Annotated in this window: 15 protein-coding genes; all 15 read left to right on the forward strand. The window is 39.8% G+C overall.

The annotated features are described in order from the left end of the window. Positions 1-9: 9 nt before the first annotated feature. The 15 genes from HNP38_RS00435 to HNP38_RS00505 all read left to right on the forward strand — a co-directional run bounded on the left by HNP38_RS00435 (position 10) and on the right by HNP38_RS00505 (position 18,757). A complete protein-coding gene (locus tag HNP38_RS00435; RefSeq protein WP_184182773.1) occupies positions 10-468 on the forward strand; it encodes a phage tail protein in 459 nt (152 codons plus the stop codon). Positions 469-480: 12 nt separating this feature from the next. Further along, positions 481-654, forward strand: coding sequence for a DUF5908 family protein (locus HNP38_RS00440; protein WP_184182776.1), 174 nt, complete (start codon positions 481-483; stop codon positions 652-654). After that, positions 651-1,418, forward strand: coding sequence for a hypothetical protein (locus HNP38_RS00445; RefSeq protein ID WP_184182779.1), 768 nt, complete (start codon positions 651-653; stop codon positions 1,416-1,418). Before HNP38_RS00440 ends, HNP38_RS00445 begins: the two co-directional genes overlap by 4 nt. A gap of 7 nt (positions 1,419-1,425) precedes the next feature. Continuing rightward, a complete protein-coding gene (locus HNP38_RS00450; protein WP_184182782.1) occupies positions 1,426-3,099 on the forward strand; it encodes a phage baseplate assembly protein V in 1,674 nt (557 codons plus the stop codon). Between the two features lies 1 nt (position 3,100). Beyond that, positions 3,101-3,391 carry a PAAR domain-containing protein gene (locus HNP38_RS00455; protein ID WP_184182785.1) on the forward strand — a complete coding sequence of 97 codons (291 nt, stop codon included), beginning with the start codon at positions 3,101-3,103 and terminating at the stop codon, positions 3,389-3,391. Between the two features lie 62 nt (positions 3,392-3,453). Then, positions 3,454-3,870: a GPW/gp25 family protein gene (locus HNP38_RS00460; protein WP_184182788.1), complete on the forward strand. Its 417-nt coding sequence runs from the start codon at positions 3,454-3,456 to the stop codon at positions 3,868-3,870. A 4-nt stretch (positions 3,871-3,874) separates the two neighbouring features. Beyond that, positions 3,875-7,153, forward strand: coding sequence for a hypothetical protein (locus HNP38_RS00465; protein ID WP_184182791.1), 3,279 nt, complete (start codon positions 3,875-3,877; stop codon positions 7,151-7,153). 2 nt (positions 7,154-7,155) lie between these two features. After that, entirely contained in the window at positions 7,156-10,182 is a 3,027-nt protein-coding gene (locus HNP38_RS00470) for a hypothetical protein (protein WP_184182794.1), read from the forward strand. Positions 10,183-10,193: 11 nt separating this feature from the next. Beyond that, positions 10,194-13,178, forward strand: a complete 2,985-nt coding sequence (locus HNP38_RS00475; RefSeq protein ID WP_184182797.1) for a hypothetical protein — start codon at positions 10,194-10,196, stop codon at positions 13,176-13,178. Between the two features lie 23 nt (positions 13,179-13,201). Continuing rightward, the gene (locus HNP38_RS00480; RefSeq protein WP_184182800.1) at positions 13,202-13,771 is read left to right on the forward strand and encodes a hypothetical protein; all 570 of its coding nucleotides are present in this window, start codon (positions 13,202-13,204) and stop codon (positions 13,769-13,771) included. Positions 13,772-13,776: 5 nt separating this feature from the next. Then, positions 13,777-15,258 carry a contractile injection system tape measure protein gene (locus tag HNP38_RS00485; RefSeq protein ID WP_184182803.1) on the forward strand — a complete coding sequence of 494 codons (1,482 nt, stop codon included), beginning with the start codon at positions 13,777-13,779 and terminating at the stop codon, positions 15,256-15,258. A gap of 160 nt (positions 15,259-15,418) precedes the next feature. Continuing rightward, positions 15,419-16,093 (forward strand): chitosanase, encoded by a 675-nt coding sequence (locus tag HNP38_RS00490; protein ID WP_184182806.1) that lies wholly within the window; start codon positions 15,419-15,421, stop codon positions 16,091-16,093. Positions 16,094-16,099: 6 nt separating this feature from the next. Beyond that, positions 16,100-17,302, forward strand: coding sequence for a DUF4157 domain-containing protein (locus HNP38_RS00495; RefSeq protein ID WP_184182809.1), 1,203 nt, complete (start codon positions 16,100-16,102; stop codon positions 17,300-17,302). Positions 17,303-17,366: 64 nt separating this feature from the next. Continuing rightward, the gene (locus HNP38_RS00500; protein ID WP_184182811.1) at positions 17,367-17,744 is read left to right on the forward strand and encodes a hypothetical protein; all 378 of its coding nucleotides are present in this window, start codon (positions 17,367-17,369) and stop codon (positions 17,742-17,744) included. A 41-nt stretch (positions 17,745-17,785) separates the two neighbouring features. Further along, the gene (locus tag HNP38_RS00505; protein WP_184182813.1) at positions 17,786-18,757 is read left to right on the forward strand and encodes a DUF4157 domain-containing protein; all 972 of its coding nucleotides are present in this window, start codon (positions 17,786-17,788) and stop codon (positions 18,755-18,757) included. The last annotated feature ends 3 nt before the right edge of the window (positions 18,758-18,760 follow it).

Here is an 18,760-nt window from a genome sequence, read left to right on the forward strand (position 1 = left end):
CTGAATGCCATGCCTGATAGCAATCCTATACCCGGTTTTTACTTTTCCGTGATCTTTGAACTATTGCCGCAATTCAGTATTGATACAAAATTTCAGATCGTCAACGGATTAAAAGTTACAATGGAAACGGAACCTTATACCGAAGGAGGGCAGAATAAATTCAAGCATAATTTACCCCTGCGGTCAGGATATCAGGACCTGGTTCTGAAAAGAGGGTTGACCTCAGATATGTCCGGCTTATCCATGTGGTGCAATCAGGCATTGGAAAATTTTGTTTTCTATCCGGCCAATCTGGTCATTTCCTTGCTGAATGAAAAAGGAAATCCCCTGAAAGTCTGGTATGTATCCCATGCTATTCCGTTGAGCTATGAATTCAGTGATTTCAATGCCGAAGAAAATAAAATCGTCATTGAAACCATCACCTTGAAATACAATTTTTTCAAAGAACTTCCGGTACCTAACTTTTAAATAATGTACGCAATGGCTATTCAGATCAAAGAATTACATATCAAGGTAAAGATAGAAGAAGAGCAGGCAAATCCTGCCCGTTCCCACCAGGTGGATCCTGTAAAAATACAGGAATTGAAATCGCAGCTCGTGAAAGAGTGTACCAAAGAAGTATTAGAGAAACTTAAAGAAAGAAACGAGAGATGATACAGGCAGCCCTGGGGATCATAGACAAAATGAGGATAGAAGTATATGAGAACAGCAAATATACTACCCCCAAAAAAACAATTTTTGTTCAGCTGAACCCTGAAAAATATACCCTCAAGCACAACGTAATGTTTTGCGAAGGACAACCGATGGGAGCCTCTTCCAATAATTTAAGTTTTAACAGGATAGAAGGAGAGGAAGTAACCTTTGATTTTGTTTTTGACAGCTCAGGCGTTGTGCCGCCCGGAAAAATAAAAGACGGAAAAGGCGAATTGTCTTTACTGGACAAAGCAGGGGATGTTTTGGGAGCATTATCCCCGGCCATCGTTAACCCCTTTGCCGAAGTAAAATCTGTAGAAGAAGATGTGGAAGAGTTTAAAAAGCTCGTTATGGGGTATAATGGAAGCACCCACCAGACCGCCTATCTTCAACTTCTTTGGGGAGGTTATAAACTGCAGTGCCGGTTAAAAAGCATGGATATAGACTATATGCTTTTCAGAAAAGACGGCCGGCCGATCAGGGCAAAGGTGAAATGCGTCTTTAAAGGAACCGCTACCTATGAAGTAATGGCTGCCAGGCAGAATAAAAGTTCTCCGGACCTTACCCATATAAGAACGTTGGGAATGAACGATAAACTGGCATTGATGGCCGAAAATATCTATGAAAACCCATCGTACTATATGGATGTGGCTCAAAACAACCGACTATTAAGCTTTAGAAAAACAGAAACCGGGCAGAACATATCGTTTCCGCCTATTAAATAACAAAACTATGCCTGTTCAACCTTACATACCTGCTGAAGATCTTTTAACCCTGGAATTTTTAGTCGACGGGAAGAGTAATGGTCTGGATGCTCTGCTGAAAGAAGGACAGGTGGCTTTTGAGCTGAATAAGATACCCTTTGCAAAATTTACCTTTACAGCATCTGATCCCAATGTGGATCCTGAAACAACCCTTCCCGCCGACGAACTTAAAAAGGGGCAGAAAATAGAACTGAAAGTAACCGTTGATAAAAAAAACCAGACCCTTTTTAAAGGATTTATCAAATCTATAGAGAAAAATATAAGCGGTGAGTGTGTTACGGTAAAAATAGAATGCAAAGACGATGCCTATCAGCTTACCACTCCTTCAGAGACCCCGGATAACAGCAGCGAGACCTTCAAAACAAAACTAGATGCATTTCTAAGCAAGGCAAAGGTTGCCAATAAGCTGGATGTAAAAGAAAAAGGCTGGGAAGAAGAAATGATAACCCGTAATCTTCATACGATCCCGTGGGATTACCTCGTAGGTTTTTTAGACTCCATCGGAATATGGGTAGCTGTACGGAATGGTGAATTTGGCGGGATAGATGTACTGGGCTCAGTTCCTGAAGAAAAGTATGCCGCAGAGAACGGAATTAATGTATTCAGCTTTTCAGGAAGAGAAGACCAGTCCAAAAAACTGAGCAAAGCTTCCATAGAATACTGGGATGCCTCCTCACAGGCCATGGAAAAAATCGAAGCAGAACAGGACGCTGAAAAAAATGTCAAAACAGTTACGCTCAATGAAAGCCGCCTTCTGACCTCCACCATGACAAGAATGGCAAAAACATCCCTTCAGAGAAGCAGCCATGCCGTGATACAGGCTCAGGTATCCACCTTCGGAAACCTGAAAGCTAAAATAGGGGACTTTCTCATTTGCAATAAAGTAAACAGGGAAATAGACCATAAAAAATTGCTGATCAGTAAAGAGCTGCACACCTTTGAAAGCGGCTGTTGGAAAACAGAATATACCTTAGGGATAGAAGTTGAACAGTCATTTGCTGAGAACGCCTCACCGGCAATACCTGCCCAGCAGGCACAGACCGGGCAGACCAACTTTGTAAGCGGATTGCAGATCGGGATTGTTACCCAGATAGAAGAAGACCCGGACAACGAATTCAGGATAAAAGTAAGGATACCCACCCTTTCCGAAAGCGGGGAAGGAATCTGGGCAAGGCTGGCCACTCTTTTTGCAGGAAATGACATGGGAAGCTATTTCATCCCCGATGTAAATGATGAGGTCATTGTCGGCTGTTTGGGAAACAATCCCGATACGCCCGTTATCCTCGGAAGCCTGTACAGTTCACAGCGTGTCATGCCTATTCCTTCTATAGAGAAAGAAAACTATGTAAAAGGGCTGGTCACCAAAGAAGGGACAAAAATAGAGCTTGATGATGAAAAAAAATCCATTGAGCTGAGCACGAAAAAAGGAAACAAACTCCTCATAAGCGATGATGAAAAAGGCTTTGTCCTCGAAGATGAAAACGGCAACAAGCTTATGATGAATGCTGACGGAATTACTTTAGACAGCAGCAAAGACATCATTCTGAAAGCAACGAAAGATTTTAACATCAAAGGGGCAAAAGGCGAAATTTCTGCCAATGCCACCTTGGATATAAAAGGTGCAATCATAAAACTCAACTAATATGCCCGCAGCAGCAAGAACAAGTGATATGCATGTGTGTCCCATGACCACAGGAACAGTACCTCATGTAGGAGGTCCGATATTACCCGGAGGAAACTCTACCGTACTGATAGGCGGAATGCCTGCGTCAGTAGTAGGTGACAGTTGCGTGTGTACAGGCCCTCCCGATACCATCGTAAAAGGCTCATCCACTGTACTGATAGGAGGGATGCCTGCCGCAAGGATGGGAGACTCTACCGCCCACGGAGGCAGTATTGTAGCAGGATGTCCGACAGTAATTATCGGAGGATAAGAAAGAGTTTGTTTAAACATATCAAAAAAATAAAAGTTTAAACAGGTTTAAAATAAAATACCATGAAAACAGATGATTTTTTAGGAACAGGATGGGGGTTTCCCCCGACGTTTGACCCTATTGCAAGAACGGTTGAAACGGTTTCGGATGAACAGGATATATACCAAAGCCTGCAGATACTCTTAAGCACTCAATTAACAGAAAGAGTGATGCGTTCAGATTTTGGCTGTGACCTTACTCCGCTTTTGTTTGAAAATATTACCGTTACCCTGCTTACAAAAATCAAAGGGATCATAGAACATTCTATTTTAATGTATGAACCCAGGATAGACCTGAATGATATTTATTTTGCTTCGGAAAATAATGAAACACAGGGAGTGATCAGGATTCAGATTGAATATACCATTCGCGCGACCAATTCAAGGCACAACTATGTATTTCCTTATTACCTGGAAGAGGGAACCTATATAAAAACTTAGCATCATGGAAAATTGTTCTTCAAAAATATCAATTCACCAAGGCATGGGAACCACCCAAAGCAACAGGTTTTTGCCTGCCCTCGAAACCGATTACTTTTTATTGGAAGAGAGGAAGGAGGTAGACCATATTGTGCTGGCTCAGAAAATGTCCGATTATCTTAGGTATTTTAATGAATTTAATTTAGAACAAGGTAACTGGTCCTTATTTTTTGCATGGGAATCTACTGCAGTTTTAGCAAAAATTTTTACATGGAATATTCAGGAATATGGGAAGAGATATGAAAATGGCAGAAAACTGATTCCGCTGATCAGTGACAATGAAGGACAAAAAGAAATACTAAAGAAAATTTTTGAAGGTCTTCAAAAGGATTTTACCAGGCTGGCCGAAAAAGTAACCACCTTAGATAATGCAATAAACGTAAAAGAATTTTTAACAGGTTCCCGGATCACCATTGAAAACCAGTTTAATGCCCTACTGTTAAAAATAAATAATGAAAATTCCATCATTACCTTAATAAGCAGCTATCAATTCAATAAAAGTGTTCAGCAGCTTTTCGGGTTGCTTTTGCATTGGAAAAATACTACCGAAGAACCTCTAAGACAGCAATTGGAAAATTATCCTGCCCATTCACCCCATTATGCCCTGTTTCTGGCTTTTCTAAAGCTGCTGGGCATTGCAAAAAACCACCTGAATGAGTTTACCAAAAGACATCTGGACTTCTATTATAAAGAAATTTTACAGCTGCTTCCCGAAAAAGCAAATCCTGACTATGTCCATTTGCTCATAGAACCGTTTGCTCAGGCAGGCACTTTCTTACTTCCGGAAAAAACCATTTTTCCTGCCGGGAAAAACTCGTTGGGAAAAAATAAATTTTATGCTTCCACCTCAGATCAGGTGGTCAATTCCATAAAGATCAAATCTTTTCTGAGCCATCATACAGATAATGATGTTTGGAGAAAAACAGATCTGTTTCCTCTTAACGGAACCAATACACCCTTTTCTGCCTTTCCTGTTTCCGCTGAAAATACAAGAACAGGATTGCTTTTGGCCAGCCCGTTATTCTATCTTAGAGGCGGAACAAGAACCATCACACTTAAACTGGATACCCAAAACCTGAGCCCGGATGTGTTTGAATTCTGGATCACAGGAGAAAAAAAATGGATCGAGATCGGTCTGAAAGAACTGACTCAAGATAAAAGCATTCAGCTTACCATTCCTGCCACTGAAAAAGCTATAGTTCCGTTTGATCAAAAAATCCATGACGGAGATATCATCAATACATCGCATCCGATCCTTAAAATAATTCCTAAAAACAATACATCAGCTGTAAAATGCAGCAGCCTGTCGGTAAAAATAAATGTGACAGGACTGAAAAATTTCATGGTTTCTACAGATACGGGAGTAGTGGATATCAATAAGCCGTTTAAACCTTTCGGGGACTTTCCTAAAAACGGTAATGGTTTTACCATAGGCTGTAATGAGTTTTTCGTTAAAAAAGGAGCGGTTGCCCAATTTTCGATCGATACCAATGTTTCTACATTTCACAGCAATGTCAACCAACAGATTTCAGCTTTAAATGATAACTTATCTGTTGCCAAAACCACCGCAAAAGCACAGTTGCTTGAGATGGAAGAAATGACAGCATCAATTAATCATATTGTATCCCAGGAACTTACCATATTATCGGGAACTTTTATAAGTGCTGTGGACGCTTCCACATTATTTGAAATGAAAGACGGGCATTTTACTAAGGCTGCAGATAATTTCAGCTCTACTTATACCAATAGCTATCCCGTAAAAGAATATCTGGAAGATGTAATACCTGATAAAAAAAGCATTTCAGGCTATATAAGAATTCAGCTGGATGATCCTGCCTATGAAAAAGAAAAGTTCCTGCAGGATTATATTGCAGCTGCTAAAACAGCAAGTCCGGTTTTACCTACCGTCCCTGTTATCCAGTCGATTATGATGAATTATTCAGTGGCTCATACCTATACGTTCAAAGACTCGGATAATGCCCTTAACCCTATAGAATATTATCACTTATTACCTTTTGGGCATCAAAAATTTACTCCGAAGTCCTCTCTATCACTCATTCCATCTTTGCCACAGCAGGGCGAAATTTATATAGGACTTGAAAATGCACAGGCAGGAAACGGATTAAGCATTCTTTTTCAGATGGCAGAAGGAACGGCCAATCCCAGAAAAGAACCGGCGAAAATCTCATGGAAATATCTAAGCAATAACGAATGGAAAACCATAGATTCCCATGATATTGGAGATGAAACCTTGGGGCTATTGCAATCCGGGATCGTAAAGCTTACCCTGCCCGAATTTGACAATTCACAAACAACAGTACTGCCGGCATCACTTTTCTGGATAAAGATTTCCGTAGAAGGATTAGACAGGATCTGTCATTTCGTAGGCATTCATGAGCAGGCTTTAAAAGCGGTTTTATTTGATTTTGAAAATAACGGAAGCTATTTTCTTGAAATGACCCCGCAGGGAACCGTTTCCAAGCTGTACCAGCCTCATCCGTCCGTTAAAAAGGTAAAGCAGCCTTATTCCTCTTTCGGGGGTAAAAAACAGGAAGATGATAGTTTACTGTACCAAAGAAGCAGCGAAAGGCTGCGTCACAAGCAGAGAGCCATCACTTCATGGGATCACGAAAGGATTATCTTACAGGAGTTCCCGGAAGTGTACCGGATCAAATGCTTAAACCACTACAGATATGATACAGGAAACGTTTCCAATGTGTCTGCCGGATATGTAACCCTTATCCCCATTGCAAGATCCCTCAGCTCATCAGCAGTCTGGGAATGGAAGCCTCTACTGAGCCTGAGTACATTGCAGCGTATCAGAAACAGAGTAACGGAGCTGTGTTCACCCCATGTACGCTTATGCGTGAAACCGCCGGTTTTAGAAAAAATACAGATCAGATGTAAAGTAAAATACAGGGAAATTCCCGGCGCAGATACGAGGTTGTATGCAGATATTTTGAAAGAAACTCTCAATAAATTTATCAGCCCGTGGGCGTACAGCGGTCTTGATATTGATTTTGCAAAAAAAATAGAGCTTTCCGCACTCATCCAGTTGATCGATAATCAGAGTTTTGTGGATTATGTGGTCGATTTTCAGGTGAATCAGCTGATCCTTGATGATACGGAGAACATCGTGAAAAGAACCATATCAGACGTAAAAGAGATCGTTCCGCAAACCGATTATACTTTATTTATTCCTAATGATGTACATGAAATAGAAGAACTTAAAAACAACTGCTAACCATGAATCCTACATATTACATACCATCAGAAAGAATACTGAAACCCTCGCAGGATTATGAATTGTTGCGCAAAGAAGGACTAAAGTATGTCGAAAAACTCGGAAATAAGCTGTGGACAGATTATAACGCCCACGATCCAGGGATCACGATCCTGGAAGCATTGTCTTTTATGATCACAGAATTGGGCTACAGAACAGATTTCGATATTAAGGATCTTTTGGCTGACAAAAAAGGACAGATCCGGAACCAGTCGTTTTTCACAGCCAGGGACATCATGACCAATGCGCCGCTGACAGAACTGGATTACCGGAAGCTTTTAATTGATATTGAAGGCGTTTCCAATGCATGGTATCTGGCAACAAGAAAAGAAACTGATCTTTACGGCTACAATCTGCCTCATAAAGCAGAGAAAAATATATACATCAATGTCTTGGAAGATAAGCTGAGCTTTACCTCAAAAGATAAGCACAATAAGCTTCTGGAACCATTATCCGTAAGAGGCTTAAGCAAAATAAAAATAGAACTGGAGGAAGATCCCGTTCTTGGAGATCTGAACACCACGGAACTGGAATTTGCCTTTTTAAACGGCGAAAAATGGGTGCAGGTAAAAATAACCCCTGATTTTTCTTCATGGAATGATCCGAAAGCGCTTCTCCTGAGCAAAATGGACAAGCCAACAAAGATCAAAAACAAAAAAGTAGAAATAAAAGACAATGCCGTTACCATCACGGTTGTACGGACTACCCAGGTCAATGACATCCTGAAATTTACCGTACAGCCTTTTAATCCAGGAGAAATTAACGAAGTAAAAGAACACTTCAGTACCGAAAAGCCTATTTGTGAGATCATCACCTTATTAAAAAATAAAAAAGAAAAATCGGACCGTATTTTCAGAACGGTTCAGCAAAGGCTGCATCAGAACAGGAATCTTACGGAAGATTTCCTATGTTTGGAAACCATTGGAACTGTTGAGGTAAGCTTTTGTGTAGATGTGGAACTGGCTTCGGAAACCGATTCGGTGGAAGTGATGGCCCAGATACAGATGGCCATTGAAAAAGTACTGAATCCTCCTGTACGTTTTTACACCCTGTCACAATTGATGGAGCAGGGACTGAATTCTACAGAAATTTTTCTGGGCCCGAAACTGGAACACGGCTTTTTAAAAGACGAAGAGCTTAAAAAAGCACAGCTGCCTAAATGCATCCATGCTTCGGATATTATTGCTGCCCTTATGGAAATTAAAGGAGTGGTTTCAGTGGAAAACCTTCTGATGACAGCCTACAATGATCTGGGACAGCCTATTGCAGGAAGTACCAACCAAAAATGGTGCTTACAGCTATCCGGGGAAGAAAAACCAATTTTTTCCGGTGAAAGATCAAAAATATTGTTATTCCAGAAAAATATTCCCTTCCTTTTGTCTGAAAACAATCAGATGCTGGTAGATCAGAAGGTACAGCAGCTTAAAGCACAGATACAGAATTACAAGCTGTACTCAACCCAGGATGATTTGCCTGTTCCATCAGGACAATTTTACCAATTGGATGAGTATTACAGCATTCAGGAAGAATTTCCTATAACCTACGGCTTGGGCAAAAACCAGCTTTCCGATAAAGTTCCGGAAAAAAGAAAAGCCCAGGTAAAACAGCTTAAAGCCTATCTTCATTTTTATGATCAGGTATTGGCAGATTTTTTCAGCCAGCTGTACCATGCTAAAAATATATTTGACCTAAAACCAATTCAGCAGACCTATTATCCTAATTACCTGAGTATAGACCCGAAAACCGGAGAAGATTTCTACGGAAAAGAAATATACGGTGATGATTTTCAGAATAAGCTGTTACTCGGAGAAACGGAATTTGATATTTCTTTAGAAGAAACACGATCTGTTTTTTATGACAGGAGAAACCGGGTTTTGGATCATTTAATGGCCCGTTTCAGTGAGAGCTTTAATGATTATGTCTTTATGATGTATCGTGTAAGCCAGGATGCAGGCGGGTTGGGGGAGTTATCCTTTCAGCCGCAGGATCTCATTAACGATAAAGAAGCATTCATAAAAGACTATGCAGAAACCAGTTATAAAAGAGGATTGGGAATAGACTACCTGTATGCGGAGATTACCCAGAATGCATTTGATTTTCAGGATTTCTGGGATACCGACCACAGAGGCGGATACGAAAGAAGAGCCGCAAGATTATTAGGTATTAATAATATCGGACTCAGAGATATCGTCACCGAAACTGAAGTACAGGCCCAATGGACATTACCACTAACAATAGATAATGAAAGTGTGGTCTGCAAGATCGTACAGCCGGCTACAGACCTGGAAGAAAAATGGAAATGGGCACAGCAGAATCTGCTTAACCCAACCGTTTATTTCAGCCATAAGCAGGGCAGTAAGTTTTATATCTATTTAGGAATAAAGCCTAAAAAAATAGCCACTATAGATAAGACATTTACGAGCAGCCGGCAGGCATCAGAATTTCTTTATAAGCTGATGCAGGCGCTCAATGAGGCGTATGAAAACTTTTATTGCCTGGAGCATATCTTATTAAGGCCTTTCCCTCATTTGGACAATGATACCGAAGATCTGCTGACCGTCTGCCTGAAAGACGACTGTAAGGATGAAGCTAATAATGATCCATACTCATTCAAAGCAACCATTGTTTTGCCGGGATATCTGTCAAGATTTAAGAATATTACCTTCAGAAGGTATGCAGAACAGATCTTCAGGCAGGAAGCACCGGCTCATGTACTGCTGAAAATCTGCTGGGTAAACTCAAAAGATATGGAGGAATTCCAGATAGCCTATAAAAACTGGCTGGAGAGTTACAGGATTTTCAGACTCAGATATTGCAGCAAGACCCTTATTAAAAAAGACTATATCAACTTTACCAAATATCACAAAATTCTGCTTGCCAAGCTTAAACAGCTCAACACCATCTATCCTGAAGGAAATTTATATGACTGCCAGCTCAGCGAAACCAATAACCCCATCATATTAGGAAGCACTTCATTAGGAACCCTTTAAAATACATTACCATGAAAGCATATACCCCATCCAAATATCCCGTTTTTGAAGCAGACCAGGTGCTCAGTCAAAAACATTTGAATCGTGCCATAAGTTACCTGGAAGAACAGGACAGGCTTACCCGTGTGGGAGGTATCGGAATCGGAATTCTTTGCGGCCTGGAGATCTCACATCCGAAAGCCAACCAGATCACTATAAGCTGCGGAACCGCAATTACTTCTTTGGGGTATCAGATCCAGTGGGAAGAGCAGACCTTCAGTTATTATCATCCGGTAGAATTGTCTCCCGATTTTCTGGCTCCCGTGTATATAGACGGCGAGTATTTGGATAAGGTTTTGCCTCATACCAAAATATATGAGCCGTTGAAGAATTCTATAGAATTGCTCCCGACGAATACGCTGGAAGGGGACAGGATTGCCATTCCGGACCAGTTTTTTGAGAATAAAATTGTTGTTCTTTTACTGGAAACTTCGCTCATAGATGAGAAAAACTGTGTCACAACCAATTGCGACGACAAAGGCAAAAGACTGGAGTTTAAAATAAGGCCTTTGCTGGTTTCGGTAGATAAATCGAATGCTTTCCTGTTTCCTGAATATCCGGAAGTCGTTTCACTGGAAAAGATTTGCCTGCCAAGGTATAATGTGCCGAATACTCAGCTGGTGACCGGATCACAGGTACTGAATGAATTTAAAAAAATCATAGCCAATCCCATCATTGAAGATTTATCAAATAAGATAGGCAGTGCTTACAACAATTATAAGCCGATCATTAATAACAATGCCGGCCTCAATGTATTAAGCAGTGTGAAAACCAGTCTGGAAGCCGTCATTAATGCCAATAAGAACAGCATCAATGTGCAATACCTATGGGACTGGATCTTCGATATATCCTTTGCTTACAATGAAATTGTGGAATTTAGTGCCCAAAACCCGTCCTTATGCTGTGTAGATGAAAGTTTATTCCCTTTTCATGTTGTATTAGGAGAAGCTGACGATTCAGGAACTGAATACAGGACACCTTTTTTCTCGACGCAGAACAGTTCAGGCAAGAATAATAAGAAAAAACAGGAGCTGACCTTATTGTTTGAAAGGTTGGTTCACATCATAAAATCCTGGAAAATACAGAATAACGGCATTAAAGTGACGCCATCCCTATACGGGAACATTCCGCTTTCCGGAAAATCAATACCATTCTATTACGATCATATTTTAGAATTAAATAAAAAATGGAGTCCTAAAAAAACGATCAGGAATAGAAATAACGAAATACTCTCGTATCACTCCGAAGTTGCCAATTACACTTCTTTGGATTGTGTAAAAAAACCTTTGCTGTATGACATCGAACCCTATAATTTCTTTAGGATCGAAGGGCATTTAGGTAAAAAATACGCAGATGTGGTTGAAGAACTTACTATCATTAAAAACAGCTATAATCTTCCCTTTAAAATTACAGCCCTGAATGCAGTGGATTATATCGGAAAAGAACTGGATATATCCAAATTTCAGGGCCGTTGGGATGATCTGGAAACAGATTATGACCTGGCGAGGAAAAGGCTGTATAACATTACGGAGTTTGTCATCAACTGGATCAATCAACGCAGAACGACTTTGGTTCAGCAAAACCTGCTGACCAATTCAAGCATAGACAGCTTTAAAAATATCCTTCAGCAGATCAAGAATTTATTAACCAATGATCTAAAGGATTTTCTGCCGAATTTCATAAGCTTCAATGAAGTTTTCAAAGAGCTTAACCAGATCTTCCTGATGCACAGGTTCTGTATCCAATTCCTTAATAATGACAAATTATCGATGATTGCAGAAGACCTGATAGACCGTTTTGATGATATTAACGAGCTGTTTCTGGAAGATCCTTTTGCCGTTATTTTTGAAGAATCACAGATCAGGTGGAAAACCATCTTCAAAGATCTTTTCCTTTCAACCTTTATCCAGAAACATCCGGGAATGGAACATAAAGCCGGAGTTACAAAAGGAGGGACTTTCATATTGGTATATGTTGACAGCTCAGTATTTAAGCCCAAAGCACCTGTGAAATACTTCCAGCTGCTAGAATCCATAAAGATTTATAAGCAGGGCTTTAATCTGGAAGAAAGTGTGATGCAGGATATCACATCAAGCATTAAATTCAAGGATTATACCTCCCAGATTGTAAATCCACCCATAGAAGAGCTGGATAAATGCAAGCAGGAAACAGAAAACATAAAGGCCAACATCCTGAAACTGGCAGATTATAATATGTCACCGGCCTATACAAAAGAAATGAAAACCTATTTATTAGGAAACCTGTCTTATGCCATGCAGTATTATAATCCGAATCAGCAGCCTCAGGAAATTCCTAATCAGCAATTGGTGATCGCCGACTTTTTCCTTCCTTATTTATGCTGTGGAGACGGAAATACGGTCGAAATAAAAATTGAGAAAAAAGAGCCTTTGGCCATTTCCCTCAATACCTTAAAATACTGCAATACCGATGATAAAGAATATGAAGTGGTCATCAAAGGAAAATCCGGCGGAACTTTCTTGGGAACAGCAAAAGATGCGGTGATTAAAAGAAGTGATAAATTTTTCCTTCAGCCTGGTCATGCATCTATAGCAACACCTGCAAAATATACTTTACAGTATGAAAGTGAAGGAGAGCTGAGCAATACTTTGGAAATTGAAATATCCAAACCACAACAGATCTCAAACTGGAGTGGGGCCAGAACCCTTCAGGATATCAGAAGTTTTGATTTTACCAATGCTGCCCAGGAAGATACTCATCAGTATGAGATAGATTTCGGAGATAAATCTGAAAAAATAACTACTGATAAAAAAGTGATCAGCCATACCTTCCCTTTCAATGAAAGAGTGAAAGCATTCACGGTAATCATCAAACAACTTGGGGAAATATGCGAAAACAGCCAGAAAATTACGGTAAACGCGGTAGGAGATTTTAACAATCCCGATTTTGATGAAAAAGATTTTTACACTCAGAAATAATAACCATCTAAAATAAAAATATCATGGCAACAAGAGCTGACGTAGTCACAAAAATAGCAGCAATTAACGATAGCGGAAATAATACTGCAAGAGAAGTACGCGATGTACTTACAGGTTTACTTGAGTATACAGAAACGGTACCTGTCCCTGGTTCAGGTTCCGATGTTGATTTTTATCATTATTGGGAGCCCACTTCCATAAGTGATCCGAAAGGAGCCCAGCTTTGGTACTCGTTCAAGGGGATCAGCAAGCAGACGGTTAACTTTACCTTCAGGCTTTTGATAAAAGAATCCAATTCAAACAATTTTAATTTCCCGCTTAATGAAAAACTGGCGAAAGAGTTGCGCTCAATTTTTCTGACACCGAAAAATATGGTCAATCCTATGTCTTTTACGGTATCTTTAAATAACGCCAATCCGTCTACAGGAGGAGCAGCCAACCCGAGAACCTGGACCATGTATCTGTTCCTTAAAGAGAATACCCTTAATATGATGCTGGCAAAAGAGAAAATGCTTCAGGATGGTATAAAAGCCGGCGATGAAGTATTCACATCCATCCATTTCCATTGTCCGGAATTTGAGTTTGAAAAATAATTGAGATGCATCTTCTTCAGCAGCATATCATGAATGTTCAGTGCTCATCCCAACCTTTGGGAAAAGAGATACAGAACACATTATCTGATGTGTTGGAGAAAGAATTTTATCCTAAGCTGGAGATCTTACTTGACAAATATTCTGTAGAAAATTATACATGGACAATAGATCAGTTAACAGTTGAACTGCCTGCTGTTTCTCCTAAAGAATGGAAAAAAGAATTGGTCAACCAGTCATTGACCCGGATAGAAGACTATCTGAAGAATCATTTCCGGGAGGTAAGCCACAATGGCAATGAAGAAATTTTAGAAAAGCTGGGCTTTGAAACAGTAGCTTTCCACTCTGTGAATTTATTGATCGGATATTTAAAAACAGGGATAATTGCGGAGAACTCATTCTCCGGTAACATCAATGAAATAGTAAAAGCAATAGAAATTTCCGGGGCTTTTATCGAAAAGCTCCTTAAAGTATTTCATAGCCATAAAAAAGCTTTTATACGTTATTATTTCAATATTCCTGATTTTTTCCGGGAAAAAATAAAGGTCGAAATGATCGGTTATCCGGATGCTTCTGGCCCATTGAGCGGGTTCATTAATTTCTTCAAAGCCGAAATTGAGTTCTCTTCTGTGGAAGAAATGGAACATTGGGTAGAAAATTCAGGACTGTATTCTGAAAGAACAGAAGAAGATGATGATACATTGTCAGGCAAAAAATACAATATAGAAAATCAGGAATTCAGTAGGGAAAATGAACGGGACATACAGAATGAAGAAGGCGAGCATCTGGAACTCAATAAAAACAATAGAAAAACCGGCAGTCAGGAGACACACAAAGGTAATAATGACGGTGGAAATGAGGAAAATACACAAAATAAGAAAACAGAGAAAAAAAGCAATCAAAAAAACGGGAATAATAAGGATGTGGAGAATAATTCCACGACTGAAAAACAGGAAATGAGCAGCTCCATATTGATGGCTTCACCTCTTTATGTAGAAAATGCAGGATTGGTGATTCTGCATCCGTTCCTTTCAACCCTTTTTAAAAAACTGGATATGTGCCATGATGAAGCTTGGACAGATAAAAAAAGCCAGCATAAAGCTATTTTGTTAACTCAATATTTAATTACCGGTCAGGAAATTTTCTTTGAAAATGAATTGGTTTTAAATAAGCTTCTTTGTGGTTTCCCGATTGATGAGGTAGTGAATACCAGGCAGAAAATAAGTAGAAAAGAAAAAGAAACCTGTAATGACTTATTACTAGCCGTAATAGAGCATTGGGCCATGTTGAAAGGCAGCTCCGTAAGTGCCCTCCGGGAGACTTTTTTACAAAGGGCGGGAAAGCTGTCAGCCGGATCAGAATCTCATTTCCCTGAATTATGGGTTGAAGAAAAAGGAGTGGATGTTTTGTTATCGGGCTTACCGTGGGGAATAGGAATGATCCAGACACCCTGGATGGAAAATTATATGAATGTTTATTGGACCTATTAAAATAAAAATAGTTATCTGTCGACCAGCACTTTGTATTTTTGCTAAGACGAATACCTTTGCTCATTTAAAAGCAGGCTTATAGTAAAAATAACTGGCTTTCTTTACGATAACAAAAAGCATACGGTATTTTTATAGACAAACTAAAATAAAAACAAGTAAAATGATAACAGCACCGCAAAAATCAAAAATACTACAGGTTATCAATGTTTTCGAAACAGGAAGTAAAGAAGGAAAGTATGATACCCTGGTTATCTATGCTGACGGTAAAAATGGAAGCCGTCAGATCACATATGGCAGAAGCCAGACCACCGAGCAGGGAAATCTGAAAGCCCTGATAGAAATGTATATTTCAAAAAACGGTCTTTTCTCTGACCAGTTCAGGACTTTCGTAAGTTTAATAGGAAAACAGAGCCTGGTTGATAATACAGTATTTAAAAACTTATTAAGAAGATCAGCTCGTGAAGATAGTATCATGAGAAAATGCCAGGATGAATTTTTTGATATTTTGTATTACCAGCCGGCATTGCATTTCTTTCAGAAAAACAAGTTTACCCATGCATTAAGTATGCTGGTGATCTATGACAGTTACATTCATTCCGGAAGTGTTCCCGCTTTTTTAAGAGAAAGATTCCCTGAAAACACCCCTTTAAACGGAGGAAACGAAAAAAAATGGATCACTCAGTATGTGAATACAAGACATCATTGGCTGGAGAATCATTCCAGGCAGATATTGCGGAAAACCATTTACAGGACAAAATGTTTTAAAAATCAGATTACTGACGGTAACTGGGACCTGTCCAAAGAAATTGTAGCCAATGGTGTAAAAATAAAGTAAAGGAGTATGGAAACAATAAAAGATCAAAAAGAGCCTGCTTCAGCTAAAAAACATAAATCATCTTTTTTCAGACCGAATATTCAGAAGAAACTGAGTGTAGGTTCAGCTAATGATTCTTATGAGATAGAAGCAGACCAGATGGCAGATAAAGTGATGAAAATGCCTGAACCTTCCCCACAGGTCACCCATACCGGTGCATTGCTTCAAAGAAAATGTGCAGCCTGTGAAGAAGAAGAAAAGCTTCAGATGAAACCTCTTGCGGAAAGCATCACTCCATTGATCCAGCGTTCCTCTTCAGAAAGCGGGGGAGTTGCCCCGGATCATGTCGAAAGCAGTATCAATTCCAGCAAAGGAGGCGGAAGTCATATGGATGCAGGAACTAAAAGCTTCATGGAAAGCCGTTTCGGAACCGATTTTTCCCAGGTGAAGATACATACAGGAAGCGAGGCTGTGCAAATGAGCAGGGAACTTAATGCACAGGCTTTTGCTATAGGAAACGATATTTATTTCAATGAAGGGAAATACAATCCGGGTACCAGTTCAGGGAAGCATTTGCTGGCTCACGAGCTTACCCATACGATTCAGCAAACCGGAACAATCGGGAAGATGGAGATTCAGAGAACTCCGGGCACTCCGCCTAGTATAAATGCCTGGCAAGAGAAACTTTCAGGCTCTACATCTGCGGATAACCTTTGCGGGCTTTGTCCTATAAATTTGGGAGTAGATTCAGTCGCCAGCGGATTTCATAATGGAATTGAGCTAAAGGCATTTATCCTTAATGATGATCCTTCCTATTCATATGATATAAAAAGAACCAAACATGGTAAAGTATGGATAAAAAGTTCCGGTACCTGGGCTAATCCCATAAACCTTGGTCCGGGCAATGATGATGATTCCCATAATACCGATGAATTCCTTACATCTCAGATTACAGTTCCTTATCTTCCTTATATTTATTCGATGGATGCACCGGGTTTCAGTAATCGTGCAAATCCAATAGCTTCTGCTTCTGTCACAGAAGCAATACTAAGTGGAAATTTTATTGAGTTTGTACGTATTACAAAGCCTGATAATACAACTTATGATGATACAAGAACCTTTAACTGGCATTCAATGATATGGATAGTTAAAAATGCATCTGGAACTTGGGATGTAAATGCTGGTAGAAGTGTAATTGGTACGGGGCATTTATCATCTTTGGATCCTTAATATAATAATATAAAAAGCTGTTACATAATAAAGGCAGATTTTAATAATTTAAATCTATAGAAATATGTTGTTTGATAAATTAATAGAACAGTCTGAAGAAATTGTTGTACTTCGTATCATACTTGAAGAATCATCATTTTCTTTAGAAAAAGGTGTAATACAATATATTTATAAAGCGGAAATTCAGAGCTCGCTTAAAGGTAATTTGAGTCCTAAAGCAGAAATAAGTTTGACGATAGATAGATATACGTTTTTAAGTAATAATAATGGTGAAGCTATGGTGGAAGAAACGAATAGTCTCCCTGGAGAAGAATATATTGCTTTTCTGGTTGGCACTTCTTCAGAGAATAATAATTTATCAATTTATCAATTGACAGACAGGTGGTTAGGGTTGCATAAGGACTCAGCATATATGTCACATTATATTCAAAATAGGAAATAAGATTTCTGAAATAACCGCTCTATTATTTTTTTAAAATTAAAATGGAAACAGCAGCCCTTCAAAAAGAACCGAAAACACCATTGAAAAATAAAAACACTTCATTTTTCAAGCCGGCTGTTCAAAAAAAACTAAGTGTAGGTTCAGCTGACGACTCCTATGAAACAGAAGCAGACAGGGCTGCAGATAAAGTAATGAAAATGCCGGAACCGACTCCACAGGTTACCCATACAGGAGCATTGCTTCAAAGAAAATGTGCGGACTGTGGAGAAGATGAACTTCAGATGAAGCCTTTGGCAGAAAACATAACCCCGTTGATCCAGCGTTCCTCTTCAGAAAGCGGGGGAGTTGCCCCGCATCATGTGGAAAGCGGTATCAATTCGGGCAGAGGAAGTGGAAGCAGTATGGATACAGGAACCAAAAGCTTCATGGAAAGCCGTTTCGGAACAGATTTTTCCCATGTTAAGATCCATACAGGAAGCGAAGCGGTACAAATGAGCAGGGAACTCAGCGCACAGGCTTTCACCGTAGGCAATGATATCTATTTTAACGAAGGAAAATACAGTCCCGGTTCCGATCATGGAAAACATTTGTTAGCTCATGAACTGACCCACACAATACAACAAAACGGAACCATCGGAAGAAAGATACAAAGGGCCTTCAATCCCGGAAGATGCTGTAATGAATCCGTAACAGGAAATGATGAATGGGCATTGGTCTCCACAAGCAACGCCTCAGATCCTACCGTATGGCAAAGATTGCCTGTAGGAAATTGTGTAGGAAATTTTTACGATACTGACTGTGAGGGAATGACCTGTGGAGGAGGCTTTTATACCGTACAGGGCTGGACAACACTGGTAGCCCCGGGTACATGCAGAACACCGGGAGAAGATGATTACTTTTATGAAGATAATCGCTGGACCCCTTCTGATCAGACCAGGGCCGATGCCCATTCGCCAACTGCCAGGGGCAGTGATGAAGGAGATGTACCTCCTAATTATGTATATACCCAATAAAAA

It is taken from the genome of Chryseobacterium defluvii (assembly GCF_014204415.1).
Lineage (GTDB): Bacteria > Bacteroidota > Bacteroidia > Flavobacteriales > Weeksellaceae > Chryseobacterium > Chryseobacterium defluvii_A.